Origin of the sequence: Paenibacillus favisporus (assembly GCF_040545415.1) — a bacterium.
GTDB classification, from domain to species: Bacteria; Bacillota; Bacilli; order Paenibacillales; family Paenibacillaceae; genus Paenibacillus_AQ; species Paenibacillus_AQ favisporus.
In genome coordinates, this window is record NZ_JBEPLV010000004.1 from 454,264 (window position 1) to 477,695 (window position 23,432).

Here is a 23,432-nt window from a genome sequence, read left to right on the forward strand (position 1 = left end):
AGAAAGAAAGGTTAGGGAACTTAAAAGGTACCCGTACACTGACACTTCAAAAAGTGTTTAATGTACGGGTACCTTTTTTGCTTACGGGGTTATTTGAATTTGATGGTGTTTTTAATTTTGCTCCCGCAGCCGCATATGATCGTGTGCTTCAAATCTTTAATTGGCTGATGGCACAGGGGGCATATGCTTGGATGAATTGGATCGTTCAATCTCACAGCCACCTCCGTACTTAACTCGGCTTCGCTCGGTGCATTTGTCGTGCCGTTCCTGCCTCGATGCTCTATACCGGCAACAACACAAACAAACTCTCTTTTCATTCCATCGACAAACGGTTTGGGTTACTTGTTTTCCCCTGTCGCCACGAGCACGGCTCTCCCCAGCGTATGACCCAGCATGGTGAATCCTAAGACGGCCGGCGTCGCGCTGCGGTCAACGCCGATATCCTCGACATCCAGCGCATGAACGACAAAATAATACCGATGCGGACCATGTCCCGCTGGAGGCGCCGCACCGATAAACCGTTCGAGCCGGGCATCGTTCGGCAGCTGCAGGGCGCCTTGCGGCAAACCGCTGCCATGCTCGTCGCCTGCGCCAGTCGGCAGCTCGGTGACATTGGCAGGGATGTTGATGACGGCCCAGTGCCAGAAGCCCGATCCGGTCGGGGCATCCGGGTCATATGCGGTTACGGCGTAGCTCTTCGTTCCTTCGGGCGCACCGGACCATTTCAAATGGGGCGATAGATCTTTACCGCCCTCCACTCCAGACGCGTATTGCTGGGGAGGAAGGGGAAGGCCCTCCGCAATATCATTACTCGTTAACCGAAAGGCTTCAACTTCCGGCAATTTGGCAAATGGGTTGTTGTTCATTGTAAACTCCTCCTTTTTTGTATGAGTCGATTATATACACAAGAATCGATTCTGTAAATAGAAATCGTTTTGTGTATGTATTATCGATTTATTTCTTGTTTTTTTGTGGGTTTCGGTGTAAATTATTTAAACGTGTACAATCCCGATATGTATAAAGGATGGTGTCGGCTTCATGGCCAAAAGAAACGGTTCGTCCACTTTAAGTGAAAATGTCACAAAAAAACTGAGGTATGATATTTTGGACGGACAATATGAACCGGGCGCTCCATTAACCGTTTCGGAATTAGCCAAAGGTTTCGAAGTCTCGGTTGCCGTCGTTCGGGAAGCGCTGACCCGTTTAGCGACCCAAGGCCTCGTCATACAGAACCCGAATCACGGATTTTCCGTGAAGACGGCGTCGGAAGAAGAACTGAAAAGCATCATAGAAGCGCGGTCGATCAATGAATCCGCAGCCTTGCGCCTGTCCATCGCTAACGGCGATCTCACATGGGAATCCAATGTCATCGCTGTTCACCATAAACTATCGCAAACACCCGAGTACGAGGATGGTCATCCAAAGCTCGTCGTTCGCGAAGAGTGGTCCGACATTCACCGTCAATTTCATTACGAACTTATTGCTGCATGTCCCAATCCGGTGCTTCTGGATATTTGCAGACGCTTGTGGGATTTAAGCGAATTTTATCGGCATTATTCACCTCCGCAGCAGTCCGTTCGTGATGGCCGCGCCGAACATAAGGCATTAGCGGATGCCGTAGTAAGCCGTGACGGCGATCGTGCCGTCGAGATTTTTAAGGCGCACATCCAACTCACTGCGGATATCCTGTTTGACCATCGATAAGCGGATACCCTTCAAACGGCCACGTATCCTTTCTGAAATCAAAAAAGGAGCAGTCTGCGCTATGGCAAACGGCTCCTTTTTTAATGATGTCTACACTCATCTCAACTCATCTCACCTCACCTCATCTCACCTTTCTCTTGGCTCAGCCCGTTCCAAACCACGCTGGTAAAATCAGGTGTATTCTGCCATCAGACTCATCGGGCGACAACCAGGCCGGATCTCGGAGATGGAGGAACCTCGGATGCGTACGGATATCTTTAAAAAATCACTTTATCTCGGGAGTATGATTCCTTTAAAATAGAGGGATAAGGTCTGTGAACATTTTCCAGTTTTGTGAAGATCAGCGGATCATAACGGATCTATATTTTCGAGCCAGCGAAAGTGAGGAATGACATGAACGGAGGAATTGTCCGACTGCGGGAAATTCTGGATGACATTACACCATCGGAGCGCAAGGTGGCCGATTTTATTCTGCAGCACCCGGGCGAGATGATCGGGCTTTCGATCGCCGAGTTGTCCCGCCGGAGCGGGGGAAGCCAGGCCGCCGTCGTCAGACTGTGCAAATCGGCCGGATTTAAGAGCTACCAGGAGCTGATGCTCAAGGTGGCGGGCGATCTGCAGGAAGGCCAGGAGGAGCCCGGAGGGTATCAGGAGATCCGCCCGCATGACTCGGTGGATGCCATTATTCATAATGTGACGAATAACAATATTCAGTCGATCCGCAACACGGTTAAGGTGCTGGACAAGCACATGGTTGAACGGGCGATCGAGGCGCTCGGCCGGGCGGAGCGGATTTTTTTCTTCGGGATCGGCGCCTCGAACCTCATTGCCCAAGATGCGCAGCACAAGTTTCTGCGGATCAACAAGCCAAGCTTTTCGTTTGCCGACCCGCATCTGCAGCTGACCTCTTCGGTGCTGCTCACGGAGCGGGATGCCGCCGTCGGCATTTCGTATTCCGGCAAAACGGACTATGTCATCTCCGGTATGAAAGCCGCCAAGGAGGCGGGGGCGGTGACGATCTGCATTACGAAATACGGAAACTCGCCGCTGAGCGAGATTGCCGACATCCAGCTGTACACATCATCGACCGAAAACGATATCCGCAGCGGGGCGACCGCCTCCCGGATCACCCAGCTGAACATCATCGACATGCTGTACCTGGGTGTCGCCAGCCGCAGCTATGACCAGTCGGTGGACTACCTGGAGAAGAGCCGCGCGATGATCAACAAGACGAAGCAAAAGGGAGGCTGAGCTCAGGGGAGCTTGGGACCCGGTTGAAGCGTGCCATTCCGGGCTTGACTGCGTCCGCACCCGCGGGGACAGGCCCAATACGTATAAGAGTAACGCTGCGGCAAAAGGCTGCTCCGTTTAATCCGGGGCAGCCTTTTATCACGGGCAAAAAGACTCGCTACCGACTTTCTATTCCATCACGAGTGCTGTATTCGATGCCCTGAATCATTTGACCGTACTGCAACTTCTCCAATCGCTTCGGCAGGTAAGATACGGAAAACAGGAAAAACTTCAAACTTTTGGTTTCCCTCCGACAGCAGACAAATTATACTTAAATTTGACAAAATGCCATCAAGGCTTGAATGGAGAGCGTTTTGGGAGGATATGTACATCCTGTCATAGTCGGAAGTGAAAATCATTTGGAACCCGCTGGAAGATCCGACGTAAAAAAAAGCTGTAAAGTACAAAGCAATGAAATAAGGGGTGTAACGAAAATGGGAAATGAGATGGATGTCATTTTGGTCGAGAAGATGTCAAACGGCAGCCTGCGGACGATGGAAGAGCGCAGATGGGGCATGAATATGGTGGCTGCGCTGGAGCATGTCAACTATATCGTCGTCGGCGGCAAGGAATACGAAACGATTGAGGGAAGGCTGAATGTCGATACCGGCAAGCTTGAGCTTTTGCTGGTGCAGATACGAAACGAGTAACAGGGAACTCGGCGAAAGGAGATGCGATCATGGCAAACGAAGAAAAGGCAAAGCGGAGCGACGAATCCGGATCAAGACGGTTTCCGGTTGAAGGGAAGGCAGCCCGGGTATTGTCCACGTCCCTGGGCGTAGCGCTGCTGGCCAATGCCTTTCTGATCCCGGGAGCGACAGCGGCCGGAGCGTCGGCCAATACATCAGGTGACCAGACCGCGGCGGATGAACCGATCCTGGTCTCCTGGTCGACAGAGGAAGTAAAACAGTATTTTGATAAAAACGCGGACTGGAACATTCCGCTTAAGGAGCAGCCGGAGGAAGACAAGGAGGGGCAATCGGCGTCGACAGGCTCCGGATCGTCGGGCGGCGGAACGACCGTCATTAACAATTACGGCTCGGCTCATTCCGGATTCGGCTGGGATGACCTGCTGCTGTACCACATGCTGTTCAACAGCGGATCCAGTTATTCTACCACCAACTATTACAACGGCCGGCCGACGTACTACACCGGCACCAGCCAAACGTATAAGCCGCGGTCCTATACCAGCGGCACGTTCCAGAACAAGCCTGTCGTCGGCTCGACGGTGCGCCCGAAAACGTCGACTTCGACCGGGTCGATCACCCGGAGAGGAACGTCGTCTTCGTCCGGCAGCATCGGCGGCAAGTCAAGCGGATTCAGCTCCTCTTCGAGCTCCCACTCCAGCTCCAGAAGCGGCGGTTTTGGCGGATGAGCAGCGTATTTGAGGTGCTTGCCCCGGGAACCGGCGAACGCGCGGAGCGGGTGGAGCAGCTGCGGCAGCTGGGCTTTGCCTGGGCCGATCTGGAGGACGAGGAGTACTGGCTGGACCAGATCGTCGTCATGAACGGGGAGACGTACCGCGAACTCGAGGAGGCCTCCTCGAGGCTGTGGGGCGTGCTCGACAAGACGGTCCGCTATGTGCACAAGCGCCGCGACCTGTATGAGCTGATCGGCATTCCGCAGATTTTGTGGGATATGCTGGACGACTGTCCGATTCCCGAAAAAGGTCTGATCAGCCGCTATGCCCGGTTCGATTACGCGGTCGGCCATGACGGAAGCATCAAGCTGTATGAGCTGAACGCCGATACGCCGACCGGCTATGTGGAAGCGTCGATCGCGACCCCCTGGCTGTGCGGCGAAGCGGGAATTTCGACGCCGAACGGGCGGATGAAGGAGCTCGTGAAGGCCGCTTGGGCGGTGGAGCGCCCGGATACCGCCGCCTGCGTCGCCTACGGCAGCCACCTCGAGGACTCGGGAACGATCGAGGCGCTGGTGAAGCACAGCGGCCTTCCCGTGACCTGCGTCGACTGCCTCGATCTGTGGATTGACGAGGGGATCGTCAAGGACGCGACGGGCCGGGAAATCAAGCGGATGTTCGCGCTGTACCCGAAGGAGTGGATGGCCGTCGACGACGGCGGAGACGCGCTCGCCTATGCGATCGAGACCGGCAAGCTTGCGCTTTTTAACGGACCGCACAGCATCCTGCTGCAGTCCAAAGGACTGCTGGCGGCGGCCTGGGGTCTGTATGAACTGGGCCTCCTGTTTGACGAACAGGAGCAGGAGACGGTGGAGAAATATATTTTGCCAACCTACAATAAGCCCGTGTTCTCGGGAAGCTATGTGTCCAAATCGATGTTCGGCCGCGAGGGCGGGTCGGTGCGGATGTTCAATGAACAAGGTGAGATGGATATCCAGGACGAGGCCGGATTCGACACGAGCGTCCTGTTCCCGTCCGTCTATCAGCTGCGGGCGGAGCTACCGCGGATTGAGACCGCCGCAGGGCCGCGGCACCTGCTGACCGGTATGTTCGTGATCAACGGACAGCCGTGCGGGCTGCTCGGAAGAGCGGGCGGATTGATTACGGGGAATACGAGCCATTTTATCGCGATGGGAGTGAAATAAATGAAGACTTACCACAAGTTCTTCCGGACGGGTCTGGGACTGTTCCTGCTGGCGGCGCTCCTGCTGAGCGGATGCTCTTCGAATGAACCCTCCGTATTCGATACAAGTGTGTCGACGTCGGAGGATACGAACGTATCCCGGGTGCCTTGGGATTACCGGATCGTCGAAGGAACGGTCGGCGATCTCATCGGCAGCGACATGACGGTCCTTCCGGACAACGAGCTGATGCCTAACGACGGCAACTATGCTACGGGGGACAAAATTTGGTCTTTGCAGTACATGGACGCCGAGATGACGACCGGTGCCAACCAGAAGACCGACGTCCGCCTGTCCTCCTGGGACACGATCAAGACGTTCAAGACGCAGGAGGAGGCCAAGAAGGACTTGGCCAATCTGAAAGTTAACGTGACGACCGAAGTCGATCTGGTCGGCGTATACCAAACAAAATACAAGGATCAGACGCGGGACTTTGCGGTCGTGGAGCTGCCTTCCGGCAACCGGATCAAGCAGCCGATCGACGATGCGCGTTACAAGGAACTGGAGAAGAAGAAGAAAGTATCCGTCAAACTCGAGGAAGTTCATGATTTCGCCGATTACGATTCGGCATACGCAAAATTCAGGGGGTGGGCCAGTTAATGGTCGTCGTTAATATTGTTGTCAGTGTCATCGTCATCATCATCCTGCAGCTGCTCGGTATGGTGATCTTCAGCTGGATGACGCCGTTCAAGGACATGGAAGAGCTGAAGAAAGGCAATACGGCCGTCGGCATCGCGCTTGGGGGCAAATTTTTGGGGACGGCCATCATTCTCGGCGTGGCGGCTTATACGAACACGTCCATTTGGTTTTTGGCCATGTGGTTTGCCGTCGGGTATGTGTGTCTGGTCGCCGTGTATTGGATCTTTGAACTGGTGACCCCGGGCTTTAAAATTTCCGAGCAGCTGCAAAAGGGAAACACGGCCGTCGCCGTCCTCTTATCCATGGTGTTCGTCGGCATGGCTTTTGCCATCAGCAGCCTGATTGTATAAAGCTGTAGATCAAGCTGCCATGCTGAAGAGAGGGTGAGACCGCTGCATTTTTTCCTCCGGCTATCCGCCCGGATGATGCGGATGCGCAAAACGACGATTGGCCTGATTATTGTTATTTTTGTAACGGTGAGCGCAACAATTGCCTATCTGCTCGAGCCGTCTACCTTTCACAGCTGGTTTAATGCCCTGTACTGGGTCATGACGACGATGGCCACGGTCGGGTACGGCGACTTCTTTGCTGCTACGGTAGCCGGTAAACTATTTACGCTGTTTCTATACATCTTCGGTATCGGGCTGCTCAGCTTGGTCATCGGTAAAATCATCGATTCCATCGCGGGCATTCAGCGCCAAAGGGAGGCGGGTACGTTGAATTTTCACGGAGGCAATCATGTCATCTTAATCAATTGGAGCCGAAAGGCGAGGTCCGCCATCGACGAGATTCTCACGTACGACCCGAAGGCGCAGATCGTCATCGTCGATGAGACGGACCGCCATCCGGCGCTGCAGATGCACCAGGTGCATTTTGTCAGCGGGGATCCTTCGTCCGCGGAGACGCTGATCAAGGCCGGGATTGAGCGGGCGCGGGCAGCCATTATTTTTGCCGACACCCGGATCGAGGAAACATCGCTGACCGACGGCAAGTCGCTGTTGATCGCCTCCAGCATCGAACGGATCGCGCCCGAGGTGCACACGACGGTGGAAATCATGCACGAGAAGCACATTCAGAACTTCCGGTTTGTCCAGGTCAACGAATTCGTGCTGTCCCACGATGCGATCTCCAGTCTGGCGGTGCGGGCTGCGCTGCAGGAGGGGAATCCGGCGGTGATCAGCCAGTTGATCAGCCGCGAGCACGGGGACGATATCTACGAAGTTCCGTGCAATCCGGCCTGGAAAACCTATGGCGAGGCGTTTCAGGCTCTTTTAGGGCAGGGCGCCACCCTGCTGGCCGACCGGAACGACATGTCGATCAACCGTCGGTTAAGCGACCCGATCCCGACCGATGCGAGGCTGTATGTGGTTGCCGATGAGGCGACGTACCGGCGGATTGCCGGAAAATAAAGCCAAACACGGGTCGATAGAGATCATTTCCCGAAAGAACCGATGGCCTGCAAGAGCGGGCTGTCGGTTTTTTTAGATATAAGGGGATAAGCGGGAGTAGAATGATTCCGAAGAGGCGAGGCGTTCTAAGAACTTTCCAAAGGAAAGCTGAATGACACCGATGAACGTTATTACATAGGGATGAAGGGAGGACACGTCATGTTAAAGGGGAACAGCGTATATTTAAGGCCGTTAACGATTCAAGATGCGGAGGAAAGCCTGTGGCTGCAGGTGGAGAACCGGGCGTTTTTTGAGCAGTTTTCGATGCCGCGGGATCCGGACTACTACACACTGAAAGGTCAGCAGGCCAGAATCCTTGCGCAGGCGGAGAGCCGGGAGCAGGACCTGGAATACAGCTTTGGCGTCTTCCGGATCGAGGGCGACCGGCTGATCGGCAGCATTAACCTGTTTCAGGTACTCCGGGGAGGGCTGCAGAGCGCCTTTATCGGTTATTTTCTGGACCGGGCCGAAAATGGTAAGGGCTATATGACCGAAGCCGTGCGGCTAATTGTCGACTATGCGTTTACCGAGCTGAAGCTACACCGGATCGAAGCCGGCGTTATGCCACGCAACCTGGGATCCATCCGCGTACTCGAAAAAGCAGGCTTTCACCGTGAAGGCATCGCCCGCAGCAATGTGCTGATCAACGGCAAGTGGGAAGATCATCAGGTGCTGGCCATCATCAATCCGGATGACTAGCGGGAAGGGGCAGGCTCGCTTGGATCGGCGGTTTCGGCCGGTTTCAGCGAATCGGGGGGATCCTTCAGCGTAGACTCGATCAGCACATCGATTCCATTCATGGTCTGGACGGCAATAGCCTGATCAGGAGCCGTTCCCTGGATGGAAAATATGCCGGTTCCCACCTCGTATGCATTGGAATAGGTTCCGTGGTATTCGTGGCCTTCGACATCGGCGTAGGTTTCTACGGTACCGAGGCGGGTGCCGATTTCGACGGAGTGCAGCTCGGTCAGCCGATACAGACGGCTATCCCAGCGGATAAACGGAAAAGCCCAGGAATGCGAGATGCCGGTTTGCACCGTCTTGTGTGCACCATTGTTTCCTGATTCTCGGCTGCCGCATCCCGGCAGTGTCGTGAGCAGCAAAACAACGGCCAGGAGTGCGGAGGGCAGGATCAGAGCGCGGCGGCGGAGAATTAATTTTAATAGTGGTTTACGAGGAATAGTAGTCACCTCCCAAGTATTCATTCCCATATTAAGGTACTTTGGGCGGTGTGGGAAGAGAATCAAATGCTGCTGCCCTCATTTTAGAGATGTGAGCAAAGGCTGACGGCAAGCATCGTGCACTGCAATGAAGGAGGTTTATATCTGTGAGTCAAACGATACGCGTAGAATGGGGCGGCCAGCCGGTCAAGCTGACCTGGATCCCAACGAAGGACATGCCGGATCCGGCCAAAGTGACCAGCGTTCACGGCATCTGTATGCTGCGGGGTAACGTGCTGGCCGTCCATGTGGACGGGCGCGGTTTTGATATCCCCGGCGGGCATGTCGAGCCGGGCGAGACGCCGGAGGAGGCGTTTCACCGCGAGGTGCTGGAGGAAGGCAGCGTCCGCGGCCGTGCCGTGTACATCGGGATGATGGAAGTGAGCCACGAGGAGAACGAGCATTTTGACCCGAACGGCAAATATCCGCTGGTCGGCTACCAGCTGTTTTACCGGATGGACATTGAGGAATGCCTGCCGTTTAACCGGGAAAACGAGTGCCTGGCCCGAATTTGGGTGGAGCCTGAAGAGTTTCGTTATGTTATTGATCATGCCTTATTGGGACTGGTGCTGGAGGAGGCGCTGAAGCAGCCTGCCGGCGAATCGGAAGGGGAACAATGAAGGCGTGTAAACGCGCCTGTATCAGGAAGAAGTCGTCCATGGGGAACACCCTCCTCGAGTTCGGAAGACCCGGAGCCGCCTATTCCTATTGCTCGGCCCCTGATTGATGCTCGTAGTTCCTCATCAGCATGCCCGTTGCTTTTTTCATACCCAAACGGGCGTAAAACTCCTGCACATCCGGATCGCACAGCAAATCCACCATATACAGCCCCTTCAGCCTCTCCAGCATCCGTGCCGTCAGCTCCTTGCCGATCCCCCGGCCCTGATATTCCGGAATCACTTCAAGTAAAGGAATATAGGCCGTTAATACTTTGTCTGATAAACAATTAATAAAACCAATCATTCGCTTGGTATCGGAATCGATAGCCAGTATGATAAAGGTAGAGTTCGCAAGCACCCGGATCAGCACAGCGGGCGAGGGCGGGTTGGGCCAGCCGTCGAAAAAGCCGGGGGCAACCGATGACTCCGTGATTCCCTGCAGATGGTCCTGGTAAATAATCATTAAGTGTACCTTCTTTCTCGAAAATGAAATGAGTTGGTATGACTTTACTATATAGGAGGTCAATCATGGACAACAACCCTGTCTGGTCGGAGCAGATGCCGGCCGTTCAGTTCCGGGTGGCGCGCCCGACGCACCAAATCGAGAAAATCAAACAGTTCTATCATGAGGGTCTCGGACTGCCGGTCATCGGCTCGTTTCAGCAGCACCAAGGCTATGACGGCGTGATGTTCGGCTTGCCGGATTCCTCCTATCATCTCGAATTTACGCAGCATGAACACGGGGTTCCCGTGCCGCCGCCTTCAGCGGACAATCTGCTGGTGTTTTACATACCGGATGCCGACAAGCGAAATGCCGTCGCACAGCGTCTTCAGGCGATGGGTTACCCGGCTGTCAAAGCCGAGAACCCGTACTGGGACGTTAACGGCATCACCATCTGTGACCCGGACGGCTGGCGCATCGTGCTGCAAAATACTAGCGGCCTATAGAATACAAAAGAAAAAAGCGGTTATACAGATCAAGTGTTACGAAAAATGGTAAGCAGATACATGCTGACGAAGGCAGCTTACCCAGGGGGCGATTATAATGAGCAGCAGTCCAATAAACCCGGCTGAGTGGATCGTGGAGGCCGATATCGCCGGCATGCAGGAAGCGATGAATACCGGCACCATCACTTCGGAAGAGCTGGTCCAGCTGTATTTGGAACGAATCCGGCAGTTTGATGGAAAACTGAAAACGATCATCGAAGTGAATCCAGAGGCTCTGGATATCGCGCGGGCGCTCGACGAAGAGCGGTACGAAATCGGCACCCGCGGGCCGCTGCACGGCATCCCGATTCTGTTAAAGGACAACATTGCTACGCGGGATGCGATGCATACCAGCGCAGGGGCGTTGGCGCTGGCGGATTCGATAGCCGTGAAGGACTCCTTCGTGGCGGAAAAATTGCGGGCCGCCGGGGCGGTATTGCTCGGAAAAGCCAATATGACCGAGTGGGCCAACTTTATGTCCAGCACGATGTGGTCAGGTTACAGCAGCCGGACCGGGTTATGTCTGAACCCTTACGGGCCCGGCGAACTGTTTGTCGGCGGCTCGAGCTCCGGCTCAGCCAGCGCGGTGGCGGCGAATCTGGCCGCGGCCGCCATCGGCACGGAGACCTCCGGGTCGATCATCAGTCCGGCCAGCCAGAACAATATCGTCGGAATCAAACCGACGATCGGGTTAGTAAGCCGAGCCGGCATTATCCCGATATCGCATACGCAGGATACGGCAGGCCCCATGACCCGAACGGTGGCCGACGCGGCGGTGCTGCTTGGCGCTTTGACCGGCGTAGACCCAGAGGATGAGGTGACACACGGCAGCAGCGGGCAATTTTATACGGACTATACGCCGTTTCTGGATGCCGAATTTCTCCCGCAGGCGAGAATCGGGATTCCGAGGTTTTACTATCAGGAGCTGGACGAGGACCGGCTGAATATCATCGAAGCCGCGATCAGGGTGCTGAAGGAGAAGGGAGCCGAGATCATCGATCCCGTCGAATTATCCTGCGAGCAGGCGGAGTGGGATGGGCGTGTGCTGACCTATGAATTTAAGAAAGGGGTCAATGACTACTTGTCCCGCTTGCCGGAAACCGTGCCGGTGCATTCTCTCAAAGAGGTGATCCGGTTCAATGAGGAGCATGCGGATACCTGCCTCCGCTACGGGCAGGACGTTCTGATCCATTCGGAGGCTACCAGCGGCACGCTGACCGAGAAAGAGTATATCGGCAGCCTGAAGCGCAGCGTCAGTCAGGCAAGACAGGGGCTAAACGGGGCTTTCGATGAGCATAAGCTGGATGCCCTCTTGTTTCTGGGGAGTGAAGGGGGCGATGACCTGGCGGCACGGGCCGGTTTCCCGGTCATTACCGTGCCGGGCGGATTCGCCGAGCGCGGGGTCATTGCTCCCGGGGGTTATACCACCAAAGGGCCTCAGGGGATTACTTTTATCGGCCGGGCTTTCAGCGAGCCGACGCTGATCAAGATCGCTTACGGCTATGAACAGGCCACCAGGCACCGGGTGCCTCCTGTTCTGGAGTAGGCAAGGGGGATAGTGAAAACTTAAAGCTGCTTTTTCAAGTAACGCCGCCGCGATGACCCGACCAGAAGGATGGAAACGAAAAGCATGATGAGACTTGCGGGCATAGGTTGGCCGTAAATCCAGCATTGGACCATCCGGGCGACGGCAGCCAGTCCAAGAACGAGTGACAACAGGATAAAAGGGTCCAGCCTGCGTTTTAGTCCCTTGCTGAACAGGAGCTGGATACCCCCGATCACTAGAGCGGACCAAAACAACACCATCAAGACAGCCGCCAAACCGATCAAGGCGAAATTCACGCGGGCTTCCCCCTTTCCAAAAAAGTGATGTATGATAGCAGTATAGCTTGCGTCCCATAATATGTAAAATAACACTCGGAAAGGGGGAAGCTCATGCGTTCCCAGCTTGCTATTAAATATCCGCTGCGGGCAAAATTTTTGATCGGCATGGCTGTGATTCTAGCCATTACGATTCAAATGTTAATTGTTAATTCGTTGGATGACAATTTTAAAATAAGCATTTACGTCATGAATATATTGCTGCTTCTATATATTATTGGGGCCATTACGGTTGCACTCTTCCGCTCGGCAGGGAAACCCAAAACGCTGCTGCTCGAACCCGGAAAGCTTGTTCTGGAAGGCAAGGAAGTATCCGCTGCGGACATTCAGGGCATGTGGATCAACGAGCGCTGGTATGGAATCAAGCTGAAGCAGCGGCGGATCGTGCCGATGAAGCTGTGCTTTGTCCTGCAGCCCCGTCAGCCTGCCGGCGAGCCGGAGCTTCTGCAATGGGCAGAGGAGCATTCAATCCCCGTGGAACAGAGATTTTTTATCCGGTGGATGTAGCCGGCTAGACCAGATTCAGCTTATCCAAATTGCTGCGGATGACGCCACAGGACGCGGCAAACAGCCCGCGCTCATCTTCATTCAGATTCAGCTCTATAATTTCTTGGATCCCGTCGCTGTGAATAATCGCCGGGACGCCGGTACACACGCCGTGTTCGCCATATTCTCCCTCGAGGATGGCCGACACGGCGATTATTTTATGCTCATCGTTCAGCACCGAGCGGGTGATGTGGGCAATGGCACTACCGATGCCAAAATGCGTAGATCCTTTGCGGGTGTAGATCTCCCAGCCGGCGTCCTTCGTTTTTCGGGCGATGTCCGTCAGGTCCACGTGCTTAAAGCGCTCCTTGTGTTGTGAGAGAATGTCCAGAACCGGTTTGCCGCCAATCGTGACATGCGACCATGCGACGAACTGGGACTCGCCGTGTTCACCCAGAGCATACCCGTGAACGCTGCGGGGGTCGATCGAAAAAATGTCCGACAGCAGCGTTTTGAGGCGCGAAGAGTCGATGGACGTTCCGGTGCCGATGACCCGGTTCCGTGGAAAGCCCGACAACTGCCGGATCAGATAGGTGACGATATCGACCGGATTGGCCGCGGTGATGAATATGCCCTCAAAGCTGCTCTTCAAAATCGGCGTAACGATCTGTCGGGTGATAAGTACCGCCTCTTCAAGCACGTCCAGCCGGGTCTGGCCCGGCTTCGGATTAGCTCCTGCCGTCAATATTACGACGTCCATATCCGAACAGTCCGCGTATGTTCCAGCGTAAACCGAAGTGCGCGTATGCGTAAAATCAATGCAATGCGACAAGTCGAGTGCCTGCGCCAGCGCGCGGTCATAAGTGCGGTCGACCATCATGATCTCGTCACAGATCGATTGGTTGATCATGGAATAGGCCGCAGTTGCACCGACCATGCCCGAGCCGACGATGGCGACCCTGCGCTTTCTTCTTTTCATTTCCGCCACCTCCTTCTCCGTGAGCTAGAATTCCCCAAATTTCCCTAAGGACGATTTGGCCAGGGAACAATATGGAGCTCCCGCCCGCGCCTCCACCAGGCCAGCGCATCCAGACGTACCCACCTTTTGCACACGGTCGTGCTGACCGAACTGCCCAGTATGGCGATCAGCTCATGCCCGTTGGCCCGCTTGAGGCCGGCATACACCGCAGAGCTGAGAATCATTTCGTAGACCACAAACGTAAACACATCGGATCGGGACACGACCCAAACCGTAAACTCGGAACGCCGCCTGGGGCGCCCTAGGTCCTTCTTCATTCCTTTCCTCCTGCCCTGTGCCCTGGGGTAATTTTAAAGCGGCACTTTGAATCGCGGAATCATATTATTTTATGGAAAATCAGGCTTGGGCTATTCGCTCCTCACGCGGAGTGGAAGGTTTCGGTCGCAAGGCGTCCTTTTTTTACGTACCCTGATCAATGGGAGAAGACATCAAAAGTGTGCGGCGATACAAGCAGGCCTCAGCATATTGCGGATTACGGATGGCAATAAATATAGTACATGGTAAACCGGGAGCGGCCTTACAGGTGTGGGGCTGCTCTTTTGGCATGATCAGGTGCGGAAGGGGGGATCCGAGTTGGGATAACGAAAAAGCATCGCCCGTTTTTATCGCAAACCATCAAACAAGCCTTTGAGATGAAGAAGGTTGCGCTCCCGTGGAACCGGGCTTTATGCGCCGGTTTGTGCATTGGCCTGCCATCCCTGATCGGATTTTGGCTTGGCCAATTTTCGTACGGGATGCTGGCAGGAACAGGCGGTTTCGCCTATCTGTACATGGCGAGCGAGCCGTATGGGTTTAGGGCCAAAAAAATTCTGTTTGCCGCCCTGGGCCTGACATTCTCTGTGGCAGCGGGAACGCTGCTGGCTCCCTACCCGCTTCTTGCCGCCTTTGTTCTGGGCTGCATCGGGGCAGCGGCGTCCTACCTGTTCGGCGTGCTGAAGTTTAAAGGTCCGGGGGCGTTATTCTTCGTGCTCAGCTTCACGCTGGCCACGGGGATGCCGCCCGATCCTTCCCAGGCGTTCCTCCGCGGCGGCTTGGTGTTTCTAGGCGGAATGCTGGCCTGGTGCTTTGCCATGGCCGGCTGGCTGCTTCGGCCGCACGGTCCCGAAATCGGCGCCGTCCGCCAGCTGTATCTCGACCTGGGCTCCCTATTGGATGGTGCGGGCACCCGGGAATACAGCCGGGCCCGGCATCAAACGCTGCTGTCCATGTACAGCGCGGAAACCACTCTAGCGACAGGCGGGTTCGATCGGCGAAGCGACGCAACACCGCGCCGGTTGTCGCAGATGTACTCGCTTGCGCACCACATTTATCTGATTACGGACAAAATTCCGTTGGCCGTGGGGGAGAAGCTGCCGCCCGAGCTCAGCGCCGCAGTCAGAAGGGCAGGGGAAGGGTGCGGGCAGCCGGATGCATGGGTTCGAACGCCGCTGCCGGACGACCCGGATCCCCGCATCCGGGATCTGAGGGACCTTGTTGGGCAGCTGGATGCTATTTTTAGCGATGCGGAACCCGAGGGGGAGCAGGACCGCCGTAAGCTGACCCGCACGCCGGTGCGGAGCATCCTGGAGGGCAATTTGGATAAGGACTCGATCGTATTTCTGCAGGCGATCCGGTTCGGTGTCATTTTGATGGTGGCTGCCGCTGCCGCGTATGCGTTTCAGCTGAACCGGTCCTACTGGGTGCCGCTCTCCTGTGCTTCGGTGATGCTCGGAGCCACCGTCATCGCCACCTTTCACCGGGCGATTCAGCGATCCCTCGGAACGATACTCGGCATCCTCATCGCGAGCGCGATATTGTGGACCCACCCGGAGGGCTTCGTCGTATCCATAGCGATCATGCTGTTCACCTTTTTTACGGAACTGCTGATCGTGCGCAACTACGCCCTGGCCATGCTGTTCATCACGCCCAACGCACTGCTGATGGCGGAGACCAATACCCGGATACATAACTTCGGCTATTTTGCCGGCGCCAGGCTGACCGACGTGCTCGTCGGCAGCGTTATCGGCCTGATCGGTGTGCTGCTGGTCGGCAGCCGCTCGGCTTCCAGCCGGATTCCGTACCTTCTCGGCCGGACGATCCGCAGCCAGGCGCAGTTTCTGGCGCTGCTGTTCATTCGGCAGCCTGCGAGTGCCGCAGCGAGGCTGAGCCTCATCCTCCAGCAGCGCTCCATGCGGCGGCACCTGTCCAATCTGAGGACGGTGTACCAGACCGCGCTCGGCGAGATTCCGCGCAGTGAGGAGGAGCTGGAGAAGCTGCTGCCCGTCATCTGGTCGCTGGATCAGTTCGGGTACGTGCTGAACTCCTACGCGCTGAGCGCCCTCCGGCCCGTCCTGCCTGACCAGGAACTGGGAGCGGTGCTGCTCCATCTCGAGAAAATGGCCCAGTCCGCAGAGCAGCGGCGGGAGACGGAAGAAGGGCCGGAGGGAACCGACGGGCTGGAGCTGCCGCTGGTGCCGGATATCGGGCAGGAGCTCGCCGATCTCCGGCATGCGCTGAACGGCAGGTGAGCGGGCACCAATCCCAACACAAAACAGCCCTCTTCCATGGCAAATGCCTTGGAAAGAGGGCTGTTTGGTTTAATGCGTCAAACGATGGTTTACAGATTAGTAAGCCAAAGTGTAGAGAGCTTTGATGTGAGACAGGTAACGGATGTTACTTGCTTCCTTCATCAGGGATGCAGGCAGACCTTTGAGGGCCGTGTTGCTTTCGCCGATGGTAGCCACGGCATCTTTACGGCCAAGGCTTGCAAGCGTACCGGAGTTCACCGGAGCAAATGTTTCGAACGCATGGTTTTCGAGCAGGGCATACAGGTTGTAGCCGATCAGCTCGCCCATTTGCCAAGCGATTTGCGCGGTTGGCGGTTGTGGGCGTCCGCTTGGATCAAATACAACGGCGCTGTCCCCAGCCACAAACACGTCCGGATGGGAAGTGGATTGCAGGAATTCGTTGACGGTAGCGCGTCCGCGGTTCACTTCGAGGCCGGATTCGCCTACGAGCGGGTTGCCTTGCACGCCGCCTGTCCATACGAAGGTGTTGGTTACGATCTTTTGACCGTCTTTCAGGTCAACCACGTTGCCTTCCACGTTTGTTACAGGCAATCCTGTCAGGAAGGTTACGCCGCGTTTTTCCAGACTGCTTTGCGCGCGCTCGATGAGCGGATCAGGCAGCACAGGCAGGATTTTAGGGCCGGCTTCAACCAAAAGCAGCTTCACTTCGGCTGGATTTACGCCGTATTTTTTAGCCAGACCAGGCATGATATCAGCGATTTCGCCGACAAGCTCAACGCCGGTCAAGCCGCCGCCGCCGATGAGGATCGTTGCGTCAGCTTCGTTTTTGGTTTTGGAGTATTCGCGGATGCGGTCTTCGATGTGCTTATGAATGTTCAGCGCGTCTTCAGCAGACTTCAGCACGAAGCTGTACTGCTCGAGCCCTGGAATGCCGAAGTAAGCCGTTTTACTTCCGAGTGCGACAACCAAAGCGTCGTAAGACAGGCTGGAACCGTCGGAAAGTTTGATTTCTTTGCTGTCTACGGAGAAAGAGTTGACCGTTGCGATCTTCAGGTCGACTTCTTTGCCCTTGAACAGTTTTTCGAGCGGCATAGCGATCGCTTTCTCAGCAATGCTGCCTGCAGCCAGACGGTGCAGCTCGGTAATGATTTGGTGCGTAGGGTATTGGTTCACGACCGTAACCCGTGCTTGATCTTTGTTCATATATTTGCGTACGGTCAGAGCGGCAAGCAAGCCGCCGTAACCGGCACCCAAAATGACAATATGTTTTGACATGGTTTTTCCTCCGTCCTTACTGGTTAGATGTATAAAAGATTATTGTTGTTTTGCTTTTTCCGCAGAGATTTGAAGGTAAGCGTTCAGGAACCGGAAGATTTTTTGAGCTTGCGGATCCTTCAGCATTTTAAGCAGACCAAAAAGACCGATCACTTCGTTGCTGTCTTCAGCGCGGTCTTTCGCTTCGATGACAGTAGCGGCGATGTTCTTCACCGAATGCTTCACAGGCTCCACAATTTCGGTGATCGCGCCGACGGTGTCGCTCTTCAGCACTTTGTCGGTAGCGACGGTTTGAGCGAAGTCATAAGACTTTGTCAATAGATTCACAAGCTCAGTCAGCTTTGGAAGCTGGTCGACCAGAATCGTAAGGGATTCCTGCACCTCAGGTTTGAGCAGCTGGTCCAGCACGTCGTTTTGTTCCTTGCCGACAGACACGTTTTGTGTCTCTTGTTCAGAAATTGCTTCTGACATGTCCATTTCTCCTTTGCGTAAGCAGTTGTGCTTAAGTATTTTTATAATGAAAAGGAGCTCATAGACTCCCTTCGAAGGAGTATCTACAAGCCACAAGACCTTTTCCGTCCGAAAAGGCCTAGTCACTATCGTCCTCCTAATGTTAACATAAATGATCGTAAAAAGGACCACTTTACGAAAGAAATGTGAAAAAATATACATGGTATCGCCGCCATCGATTGGAAAAGAGCTTGCAGGCAGGGCGTCCAGCGCAGCGGACCCGCTTATTTCATTCGTTTTAAGCATTTTCCAAACGGCCTGGCGTTATGCATTGGCGGGTTTATTTTTTGAGGAAATCTTCTGATATCAAAAAAGCCAATCTCCTTATCTTAAGGAAATTGGCTTATCGTTTGCCCCGGGCAGGAAACCCTGCGTGGAAGACGTTCAAATCTGGCTTAGTATCGATCATGGGGTCATTCCGCCGGATTTAAGGGATCGGATACCGATTCTAAGGCAGCGGGCGCATACTTCCGGTACTGTCTCAGCATGAAAATCCGCCAGCGGAGGATCATGCCAAAGGCCAGAATGAAGAACAGGGCGCCGGTCTGCGGAATCGATACATATTCCTCAATCACCTGGTGCAGCAGCATCCGGACGGCCAGCAGGGCGAAGAGAATAATGATAAAGCTCTTGGAGCGCTGTGCAAAGACCTGTCCTCCGCTTACTTCAAATTTGGTGCTGCGTATCAGCGGATAGGAGAACAGGAACCAGCCGACTAAAAAGGCGATGAGCGCCCACCACAGCGGGATTCTCACGGCCGGGGCGACGAACATCAGGAAACCGGTCGCCATGCCCATCGGCGGAATTAATATTTTCTTTATCGTAACGGGTCTGTGGCTCGCCTTGAGACGGATGAATATGGTCATCAGGGCCAAAACCAACGTCCCCACGGTCGTTCCAATTTGCAAATACAAGGGACTGATATGAGGCACGTCAAGGACTCCCCTCTTGTCAATATCATTTATCACATCTAATAGTATATCACACAAATAGAGAAGTAAACTTGAACGTCATATGACATCTTTACCGGGCCTTGAGGGCAAGCCTGCCGGGCAGTTATGCGCCGGATTCCAGTCCTTTCAGAAAGGCTCTCATAACAAAATGCAGGCTCTCGTCAAAATCGAGCTTCATCTGAAAGCCATTGTTCTGTTCCAGGGAGGCGAAGCCGTGCAGGAGGCTCCGCAGACCGCGGATCGTATGCAAGGTGTTCTGTTCCCCGAGACCGTAGGGTTCGAGAACCCGGATAAAGATGCTCAACAGCTGCTCACCCAGCTTTCCGGTCTCCGGGGAATCCGACGCTTCGATTTTGTAAAAGGCCTCATAGAGGCCGGGGCGCTGGCGGGCAAATGTCAAGTAGCTTGTGCTCAAGCTCAGAATCGCTTCCTCGCCCGATTTGCCGATGACCGCATCGCGCATCAAATCGACCAGATGCTGCATGCAATAGGCGGCAAGCGCACTGCGCAGGTCCGGTAGTCCGTTCACATGGTTATACAGGGAAGGGGAGCGGACACCGAGCTTCTGGGCCAAAGCGGACAGCGTCAGGTTATCCAATCCGGCTTCATCGGCCAGTTCGGCCGCGGCAATCAGCAGGGTTTCGCGATCAAGCCCCATGCGGCGCACCATTAGACCGCCCCCTTCTTCAAGGCCTCTTCGGCCCGGGAAATGGCGACAGCCATCTTATCGGTCGGCTGCGGAATCATTTTGCCGTGGCCGACCGCCAGCCAGGTCGGATTCAGACCGGCCAGCCGTTTGGCGCTGGCGATGGAAGTTGCCTTGCTCCAGGTGGCCATCGCCGGGAAAGGGAACAGCGGCTGCATATGGCCGGATACGGCCAGCGCCGCGCGGGTCTGAAAGGCGTCGCCCGCGATGAGTACGCCGCTGCGCGTGTCGTAGAACGCCATATGTCCCGGCGTGTGTCCGGGGGAGGCGACGGCCAGCAGCGACCCGATGCGGTCTCCGTCTTCCAGCAGCACGTCAGGCTTCGTGGTGACCTTGCCCGGGGCGGGGATGTCTCCGCGGATCGGCTCCTGCGGCTCGCCGGGCTCGAGCTCCTTGTTGCCTGCAAGGAGGCGGCTGTCGCGGCGGGAAATATAAGTCGTCACTTGAGGAAGAGCCGCCTTCAGCAGGTCGAATGCCCCGATATGATCACCATGCGCATGAGTAAGAACGATCCTTACGATCGGTTTGCCTAAGCGGGCGGCGGCTTGCTGGATGCCTTTTATGCTAAAAGGCATGCCGGCATCGATTAGGGTCAACCCGTCTTCTTCTTCAATCAGATACACATTAACGGGAAACAAGCGGGGCATAAAAGCAACCTGGGTTACTTGCTGAACGGTCGTCATTTTCATGGATAACTCCTCCTCAAAACTAATCATATTAGTATAATAACTAATGATATTAGTTTTGGCAATACCCAATTTAAAAATAATTGGCGGAGATGTGAAAAACTTAGTAAATATGTGGTGAAAAACATGTAATGAGAAACATGTGAAATCTAGGACATGAGGATATGAGGATATAAGGGTGTGGGGATAAAAGGACATGAAGGTAATATAAGAACATGAGGTACAAGAGATATACGATACACAGCCCACATGAGATAAAATGAAATTAAAGGATAAAAAAGCGTTTTCAATCAGGAAGATTTATACTATAATACCTATTGTAAACCCTTTCATATGTCTAATCTGATTTGGAGCTCCTTCGCTGAAGGGCTCATTTTTTTGTGTTATTGGGGATTTTGACTCCGAAAATCCCTCTCGGGTCCGCCGCTGTGATGTTCAGTGTGGCGGACTTTTTTGCGCCTGATCGGGTAGTCGGGGAGAGTTGAGACAATCCACTTTGGCATCTGTTCGACCGATTGACAGATGTTTTTTCCAGAAAGTGAGAGCATTCGTCCTCATATGCCGTCTATAGATTCAGATGGCTATTAAAGCAGGGAGGATCGTCATGATAGACCCGAAACGGGAAAGCTTGCTGATCGAGCAGGTGTTGGCTGGGCGCAAGGAAGTCTTTGCCGAGCTGGTCGATGCGCATAAAAACAAAATATACGGTCTGCTCCGGAGTATGGGGGCGGGTCATCAGGATGCCCAGGATTATACGCAGGAGGCTTTTGTCAAAGCGTATCGCAAGCTGGCCAGTTACCGCCTGGAGTCGAGCTTTGCGTCCTGGCTGTATACGATCGCGGTGAATGTACTGCGGGATGCGGGAAGGCGGAAGTCGTTTCCGCAGGCCCCGGAGGAAGAAGCCTACCAGGCGGTACGGGATGAGAACACGCCCGAGCGGGCTCTCCTTCGCAAGGAAGCTCGGCAGGAGGCTTTGCAGTTAGTTCGGGAGCTGCCGGAACAATACCGTCTGGTGTTTCTGCTGCGGTACACAAATGAGCTGAGCTATGAAGAAATCGGCAGCGTCACGGGCCTGACGGTGGATCAGGTTCGCAACCGGCTGCACCGGGCCAGAAAGCAGCTGCAAAAAAAGCTGAAGGGAAAGGAGGGGATCAGCCGTGAAATGCTTGAATCGTGCTCAGATGGAAGAGTTCATTCTTGAAGAAGCGTCTGCTGGGGCTGGGTTAACTATTCATGTGCAGAACTGCTCTCGCTGTCAGGCGTTGATGGCAGAAGTCCGACAGGAGCAGGAGGCCTGGAGCCAAGCGCTGTACCCGGAGCAGTTGACGGATGATTTCACCCGGCAGGTCATGGCTTCCTTGGCTGATGTCCCGATTGAGCTTGCAACTGAGGAGAACGAGCCGGACACGATTTCGTTGAGAAAAAGGAGACGTTCTCCGTTCATTCGCCGGGCCGCTCTGGCCGCAGCCTGCTTACTGATCGTCGCCGCCGCACTAACGGTTTACGCCCAGCCTTCGATAGCGGATTGGGTGAGGTCGATATTTGCGAGGGATAATACGGATATTGGGCTGTTGGATTCTCAAACACTCGGACTTGTCCAAAATCCGCATATCAAAGTAAAGGACAAAGGATATACATTAGAAATTAATGAAGTTGTTGTGGATGCAGCCCGGATTATGATGGGAGTCAAAATTACCGACCCGAATGGGAAGCCGGTGGTAAACAAGGTAGACTGGAGCCAAGTTACAGTTAAGGATACTGAAGGCAAGGTATTGACTGAACTTCTATCTTTAGGAGGATCCGACGCGGTTGAGAATGTTACGTCGCTTCTCCCAAGTGGAGTTAAATCGGATAAACTCATCGTGGAGGGAAATATTAACCAGATTGGTCAGGAAATATTTTCTCACAAGATCGTTAAGGGGAATTGGAATTTCAAATTTTCCCTGGATATGAAAAAAGCGAATGAACTGACCAAGGTAACACCACTGGATCAGCAGTATACTACACCAGAAGGATTACACGTTAAGATGGAACGGCTGGTTCGAACACCAAGTGCTGTACGGCTGGAGCTATCTACTTCATTAGATGGGAAGCTGGCTAAGCTGGTCCCGGAATCAGGTTTGGAGAATATGCTGCTCATGTACCATTTTGAGGACGAGAATGGAACTGACTTTTCAAGCGTCAATAACAATAGGAGACCACAAATAGAAACGTTGATTGCCCAACAACATAGTCTGGTTGGAAATGAGCATCACTGGTCCTACACATTTAAGTACCTTCCCTATGACCGCGAGAAGGTGAGGTTTGTTTTGGACGGGTATTCCATTCCTGTGATAAGTGACGATTCGGTGCAATTTCATCCTCTTGAACTATCTTCGAAGCCAGCCGAATTTAAGGGCCAAGGGGATTCATTAACCATCAGCAGCATGAAAATTGGCCAGGATCCAAGCTCGCTAGAGGAAGAAACGGCTGGTTTGCTACGGGTAAACGGGAAGTACAGAAACATGCTTTCCCATGACGAATGGGTGATGAGAGACGAAGAGTCAGGCAAAGAATTTCCCGCAACTTTTAGGGGCTCATATGGAGGATTTACCGATATCCAGGATATCAACGGCGACCTCACCGTCGAAGGCTTAACAACTCTTCCTGAAAAAGCGACCCTCATCCGCAAGGTCACCGACAAGTGGTACACCAACGTCAACTGGTCCTTCGACCTGCCGAAAGGCGAGCCCATCAAGGGACTGGAAAACGTGAATCCGGAGGATTATTGGGAAGCCCCATGACGATTTCTCAGCCCACCCCATGTCCGAATCTTTGTATGAAAAAAGCCCCTGCCAGCCG

General features: G+C 54.3%; 27 protein-coding genes. 16 read left to right on the forward strand and 11 right to left on the reverse strand.

What is annotated here, in order from left to right:
• Window positions 1–338 precede the first annotated feature (338 nt).
• Window positions 339–866, reverse strand: a complete 528-nt coding sequence (locus tag ABID47_RS19885; RefSeq protein WP_354499303.1) for a YbhB/YbcL family Raf kinase inhibitor-like protein — start codon at window positions 864–866, stop codon at window positions 339–341.
• Window positions 867–1,038: 172 nt separating this feature from the next.
• Here ABID47_RS19885 and ABID47_RS19890 point away from each other — a divergent pair, with 172 nt between their 5' ends.
• The 9 genes from ABID47_RS19890 (at window position 1,039) to ABID47_RS19930 (ending at window position 8,381) form a co-directional block, all read left to right on the forward strand.
• Window positions 1,039–1,704 carry a GntR family transcriptional regulator gene (locus ABID47_RS19890; RefSeq protein ID WP_354499305.1) on the forward strand — a complete coding sequence of 222 codons (666 nt, stop codon included), beginning with the start codon at window positions 1,039–1,041 and terminating at the stop codon, window positions 1,702–1,704.
• A 393-nt stretch (window positions 1,705–2,097) separates the two neighbouring features.
• Window positions 2,098–2,955 carry a MurR/RpiR family transcriptional regulator gene (locus tag ABID47_RS19895; protein WP_116232856.1) on the forward strand — a complete coding sequence of 286 codons (858 nt, stop codon included), beginning with the start codon at window positions 2,098–2,100 and terminating at the stop codon, window positions 2,953–2,955.
• A gap of 473 nt (window positions 2,956–3,428) precedes the next feature.
• Entirely contained in the window at window positions 3,429–3,644 is a 216-nt protein-coding gene (locus tag ABID47_RS19900; RefSeq protein WP_076172771.1) for a hypothetical protein, read from the forward strand.
• A 29-nt stretch (window positions 3,645–3,673) separates the two neighbouring features.
• On the forward strand, window positions 3,674–4,369 hold the full coding sequence (locus ABID47_RS19905; RefSeq protein ID WP_105445735.1) for a hypothetical protein: 696 nt from the start codon (window positions 3,674–3,676) through the stop codon (window positions 4,367–4,369).
• The gene (locus tag ABID47_RS19910; RefSeq protein ID WP_354499308.1) at window positions 4,366–5,559 is read left to right on the forward strand and encodes a glutathionylspermidine synthase family protein; all 1,194 of its coding nucleotides are present in this window, start codon (window positions 4,366–4,368) and stop codon (window positions 5,557–5,559) included. The genes ABID47_RS19905 and ABID47_RS19910 overlap by 4 nt, the downstream gene beginning before the upstream one ends.
• Window positions 5,560–6,195, forward strand: coding sequence for a hypothetical protein (locus ABID47_RS19915; protein ID WP_116232854.1), 636 nt, complete (start codon window positions 5,560–5,562; stop codon window positions 6,193–6,195).
• The gene (locus tag ABID47_RS19920; RefSeq protein WP_116232853.1) at window positions 6,195–6,584 is read left to right on the forward strand and encodes a DUF350 domain-containing protein; all 390 of its coding nucleotides are present in this window, start codon (window positions 6,195–6,197) and stop codon (window positions 6,582–6,584) included. Before ABID47_RS19915 ends, ABID47_RS19920 begins: the two co-directional genes overlap by 1 nt.
• An 81-nt stretch (window positions 6,585–6,665) precedes the next feature.
• Window positions 6,666–7,643 carry a potassium channel family protein gene (locus ABID47_RS19925; RefSeq protein ID WP_354499311.1) on the forward strand — a complete coding sequence of 326 codons (978 nt, stop codon included), beginning with the start codon at window positions 6,666–6,668 and terminating at the stop codon, window positions 7,641–7,643.
• A 198-nt stretch (window positions 7,644–7,841) separates the two neighbouring features.
• Complete coding sequence (locus ABID47_RS19930; RefSeq protein WP_354499313.1) at window positions 7,842–8,381, forward strand: GNAT family N-acetyltransferase; 540 nt, start codon at window positions 7,842–7,844, stop codon at window positions 8,379–8,381.
• Here the strand turns inward: ABID47_RS19930 and ABID47_RS19935 are convergent.
• A complete protein-coding gene (locus ABID47_RS19935; protein ID WP_354499315.1) occupies window positions 8,378–8,872 on the reverse strand; it encodes a hypothetical protein in 495 nt (164 codons plus the stop codon). The two genes, ABID47_RS19930 and ABID47_RS19935, sit on opposite strands and share 4 nt — an antisense overlap.
• Before the next feature lie 137 nt (window positions 8,873–9,009).
• Between ABID47_RS19935 and ABID47_RS19940 the strand changes: the two genes are divergently transcribed.
• Window positions 9,010–9,522, forward strand: a complete 513-nt coding sequence (locus ABID47_RS19940; protein ID WP_251678017.1) for an NUDIX domain-containing protein — start codon at window positions 9,010–9,012, stop codon at window positions 9,520–9,522.
• A gap of 85 nt (window positions 9,523–9,607) precedes the next feature.
• Here ABID47_RS19940 and ABID47_RS19945 read toward each other — a convergent pair whose 3' ends face one another.
• Window positions 9,608–10,024, reverse strand: a complete 417-nt coding sequence (locus ABID47_RS19945; protein WP_285855329.1) for a GNAT family N-acetyltransferase — start codon at window positions 10,022–10,024, stop codon at window positions 9,608–9,610.
• A 65-nt stretch (window positions 10,025–10,089) separates the two neighbouring features.
• Between ABID47_RS19945 and ABID47_RS19950 the strand changes: the two genes are divergently transcribed.
• Both ABID47_RS19950 and ABID47_RS19955 read left to right on the forward strand, forming a co-directional pair.
• Window positions 10,090–10,509 (forward strand): VOC family protein, encoded by a 420-nt coding sequence (locus tag ABID47_RS19950; RefSeq protein WP_116232849.1) that lies wholly within the window; start codon window positions 10,090–10,092, stop codon window positions 10,507–10,509.
• Between the two features lie 97 nt (window positions 10,510–10,606).
• The gene (locus ABID47_RS19955) at window positions 10,607–12,094 is read left to right on the forward strand and encodes an amidase family protein (RefSeq protein WP_354499318.1); all 1,488 of its coding nucleotides are present in this window, start codon (window positions 10,607–10,609) and stop codon (window positions 12,092–12,094) included.
• A 20-nt stretch (window positions 12,095–12,114) separates the two neighbouring features.
• Here the strand turns inward: ABID47_RS19955 and ABID47_RS19960 are convergent, their stop codons facing one another.
• The gene (locus ABID47_RS19960) at window positions 12,115–12,390 is read right to left on the reverse strand and encodes a hypothetical protein (protein ID WP_251678021.1); all 276 of its coding nucleotides are present in this window, start codon (window positions 12,388–12,390) and stop codon (window positions 12,115–12,117) included.
• Between the two features lie 93 nt (window positions 12,391–12,483).
• Here ABID47_RS19960 and ABID47_RS19965 point away from each other — a divergent pair, with 93 nt between their 5' ends.
• Complete coding sequence (locus ABID47_RS19965; protein WP_354499320.1) at window positions 12,484–12,936, forward strand: hypothetical protein; 453 nt, start codon at window positions 12,484–12,486, stop codon at window positions 12,934–12,936.
• Window positions 12,937–12,940: 4 nt separating this feature from the next.
• Here ABID47_RS19965 and ABID47_RS19970 read toward each other — a convergent pair whose 3' ends face one another.
• Both ABID47_RS19970 and ABID47_RS19975 read right to left on the reverse strand, forming a co-directional pair.
• Entirely contained in the window at window positions 12,941–13,894 is a 954-nt protein-coding gene (locus ABID47_RS19970) for an L-lactate dehydrogenase (RefSeq protein ID WP_354499322.1), read from the reverse strand.
• Between the two features lie 44 nt (window positions 13,895–13,938).
• Window positions 13,939–14,211 carry a hypothetical protein gene (locus ABID47_RS19975; RefSeq protein WP_116232844.1) on the reverse strand — a complete coding sequence of 91 codons (273 nt, stop codon included), beginning with the start codon at window positions 14,209–14,211 and terminating at the stop codon, window positions 13,939–13,941.
• A gap of 375 nt (window positions 14,212–14,586) precedes the next feature.
• Here ABID47_RS19975 and ABID47_RS19980 point away from each other — a divergent pair, with 375 nt between their 5' ends.
• On the forward strand, window positions 14,587–16,461 hold the full coding sequence (locus ABID47_RS19980) for an FUSC family protein (protein ID WP_354499324.1): 1,875 nt from the start codon (window positions 14,587–14,589) through the stop codon (window positions 16,459–16,461).
• A gap of 96 nt (window positions 16,462–16,557) precedes the next feature.
• Here the strand turns inward: ABID47_RS19980 and ABID47_RS19985 are convergent, their stop codons facing one another.
• From ABID47_RS19985 to ABID47_RS20005, 5 genes are all read right to left on the reverse strand, one after another.
• On the reverse strand, window positions 16,558–17,736 hold the full coding sequence (locus tag ABID47_RS19985; protein WP_116232842.1) for an NAD(P)/FAD-dependent oxidoreductase: 1,179 nt from the start codon (window positions 17,734–17,736) through the stop codon (window positions 16,558–16,560).
• Between the two features lie 39 nt (window positions 17,737–17,775).
• Window positions 17,776–18,207, reverse strand: coding sequence for a helical membrane plugin domain-containing protein (locus ABID47_RS19990; RefSeq protein ID WP_076172788.1), 432 nt, complete (start codon window positions 18,205–18,207; stop codon window positions 17,776–17,778).
• A 452-nt stretch (window positions 18,208–18,659) separates the two neighbouring features.
• The gene (locus tag ABID47_RS19995; protein WP_354499327.1) at window positions 18,660–19,178 is read right to left on the reverse strand and encodes a CcdC family protein; all 519 of its coding nucleotides are present in this window, start codon (window positions 19,176–19,178) and stop codon (window positions 18,660–18,662) included.
• A 124-nt stretch (window positions 19,179–19,302) separates the two neighbouring features.
• The gene (locus ABID47_RS20000) at window positions 19,303–19,869 is read right to left on the reverse strand and encodes a TetR/AcrR family transcriptional regulator (RefSeq protein WP_354499329.1); all 567 of its coding nucleotides are present in this window, start codon (window positions 19,867–19,869) and stop codon (window positions 19,303–19,305) included.
• On the reverse strand, window positions 19,869–20,594 hold the full coding sequence (locus ABID47_RS20005; protein WP_354499331.1) for an MBL fold metallo-hydrolase: 726 nt from the start codon (window positions 20,592–20,594) through the stop codon (window positions 19,869–19,871). Before ABID47_RS20005 ends, ABID47_RS20000 begins: the two co-directional genes overlap by 1 nt.
• 601 nt (window positions 20,595–21,195) lie before the next feature.
• On the opposite strand from ABID47_RS20005, the gene ABID47_RS20010 reads away from it, so the two are divergent.
• Window positions 21,196–21,792 (forward strand): RNA polymerase sigma factor, encoded by a 597-nt coding sequence (locus ABID47_RS20010; protein ID WP_354499333.1) that lies wholly within the window; start codon window positions 21,196–21,198, stop codon window positions 21,790–21,792.
• On the forward strand, window positions 21,749–23,374 hold the full coding sequence (locus ABID47_RS20015) for a DUF4179 domain-containing protein (RefSeq protein WP_354499334.1): 1,626 nt from the start codon (window positions 21,749–21,751) through the stop codon (window positions 23,372–23,374). The genes ABID47_RS20010 and ABID47_RS20015 overlap by 44 nt, the downstream gene beginning before the upstream one ends.
• Window positions 23,375–23,432: the final 58 nt, after the last annotated feature.

Bases quoted from the DNA above. Each gene is read 5' to 3' on its own strand.
- ABID47_RS19885 (WP_354499303.1), bottom strand. From the start codon at position 866: ATGAACAACAACCCATTTGCCAAATTGCCGGAAGTTGAAGCCTTTCGG.
- ABID47_RS19890 (WP_354499305.1), top strand. From the start codon at position 1,039: ATGGCCAAAAGAAACGGTTCGTCCACTTTAAGTGAAAATGTCACAAAA.
- ABID47_RS19895 (WP_116232856.1), top strand. From the start codon at position 2,098: ATGAACGGAGGAATTGTCCGACTGCGGGAAATTCTGGATGACATTACA.
- ABID47_RS19900 (WP_076172771.1), top strand. From the start codon at position 3,429: ATGGGAAATGAGATGGATGTCATTTTGGTCGAGAAGATGTCAAACGGC.
- ABID47_RS19905 (WP_105445735.1), top strand. From the start codon at position 3,674: ATGGCAAACGAAGAAAAGGCAAAGCGGAGCGACGAATCCGGATCAAGA.
- ABID47_RS19910 (WP_354499308.1), top strand. From the start codon at position 4,366: ATGAGCAGCGTATTTGAGGTGCTTGCCCCGGGAACCGGCGAACGCGCG.
- ABID47_RS19915 (WP_116232854.1), top strand. From the start codon at position 5,560: ATGAAGACTTACCACAAGTTCTTCCGGACGGGTCTGGGACTGTTCCTG.
- ABID47_RS19920 (WP_116232853.1), top strand. From the start codon at position 6,195: ATGGTCGTCGTTAATATTGTTGTCAGTGTCATCGTCATCATCATCCTG.
- ABID47_RS19925 (WP_354499311.1), top strand. From the start codon at position 6,666: ATGCGCAAAACGACGATTGGCCTGATTATTGTTATTTTTGTAACGGTG.
- ABID47_RS19930 (WP_354499313.1), top strand. From the start codon at position 7,842: ATGTTAAAGGGGAACAGCGTATATTTAAGGCCGTTAACGATTCAAGAT.
- ABID47_RS19945 (WP_285855329.1), bottom strand. From the start codon at position 10,024: ATGATTATTTACCAGGACCATCTGCAGGGAATCACGGAGTCATCGGTT.
- ABID47_RS19950 (WP_116232849.1), top strand. From the start codon at position 10,090: ATGGACAACAACCCTGTCTGGTCGGAGCAGATGCCGGCCGTTCAGTTC.
- ABID47_RS19955 (WP_354499318.1), top strand. From the start codon at position 10,607: ATGAGCAGCAGTCCAATAAACCCGGCTGAGTGGATCGTGGAGGCCGAT.
- ABID47_RS19965 (WP_354499320.1), top strand. From the start codon at position 12,484: ATGCGTTCCCAGCTTGCTATTAAATATCCGCTGCGGGCAAAATTTTTG.
- ABID47_RS19970 (WP_354499322.1), bottom strand. From the start codon at position 13,894: ATGAAAAGAAGAAAGCGCAGGGTCGCCATCGTCGGCTCGGGCATGGTC.
- ABID47_RS19975 (WP_116232844.1), bottom strand. From the start codon at position 14,211: ATGAAGAAGGACCTAGGGCGCCCCAGGCGGCGTTCCGAGTTTACGGTT.
- ABID47_RS19980 (WP_354499324.1), top strand. From the start codon at position 14,587: ATGAAGAAGGTTGCGCTCCCGTGGAACCGGGCTTTATGCGCCGGTTTG.
- ABID47_RS19985 (WP_116232842.1), bottom strand. From the start codon at position 17,736: ATGTCAAAACATATTGTCATTTTGGGTGCCGGTTACGGCGGCTTGCTT.
- ABID47_RS19990 (WP_076172788.1), bottom strand. From the start codon at position 18,207: ATGTCAGAAGCAATTTCTGAACAAGAGACACAAAACGTGTCTGTCGGC.
- ABID47_RS20000 (WP_354499329.1), bottom strand. From the start codon at position 19,869: ATGGTGCGCCGCATGGGGCTTGATCGCGAAACCCTGCTGATTGCCGCG.
- ABID47_RS20005 (WP_354499331.1), bottom strand. From the start codon at position 20,594: ATGAAAATGACGACCGTTCAGCAAGTAACCCAGGTTGCTTTTATGCCC.
- ABID47_RS20010 (WP_354499333.1), top strand. From the start codon at position 21,196: ATGATAGACCCGAAACGGGAAAGCTTGCTGATCGAGCAGGTGTTGGCT.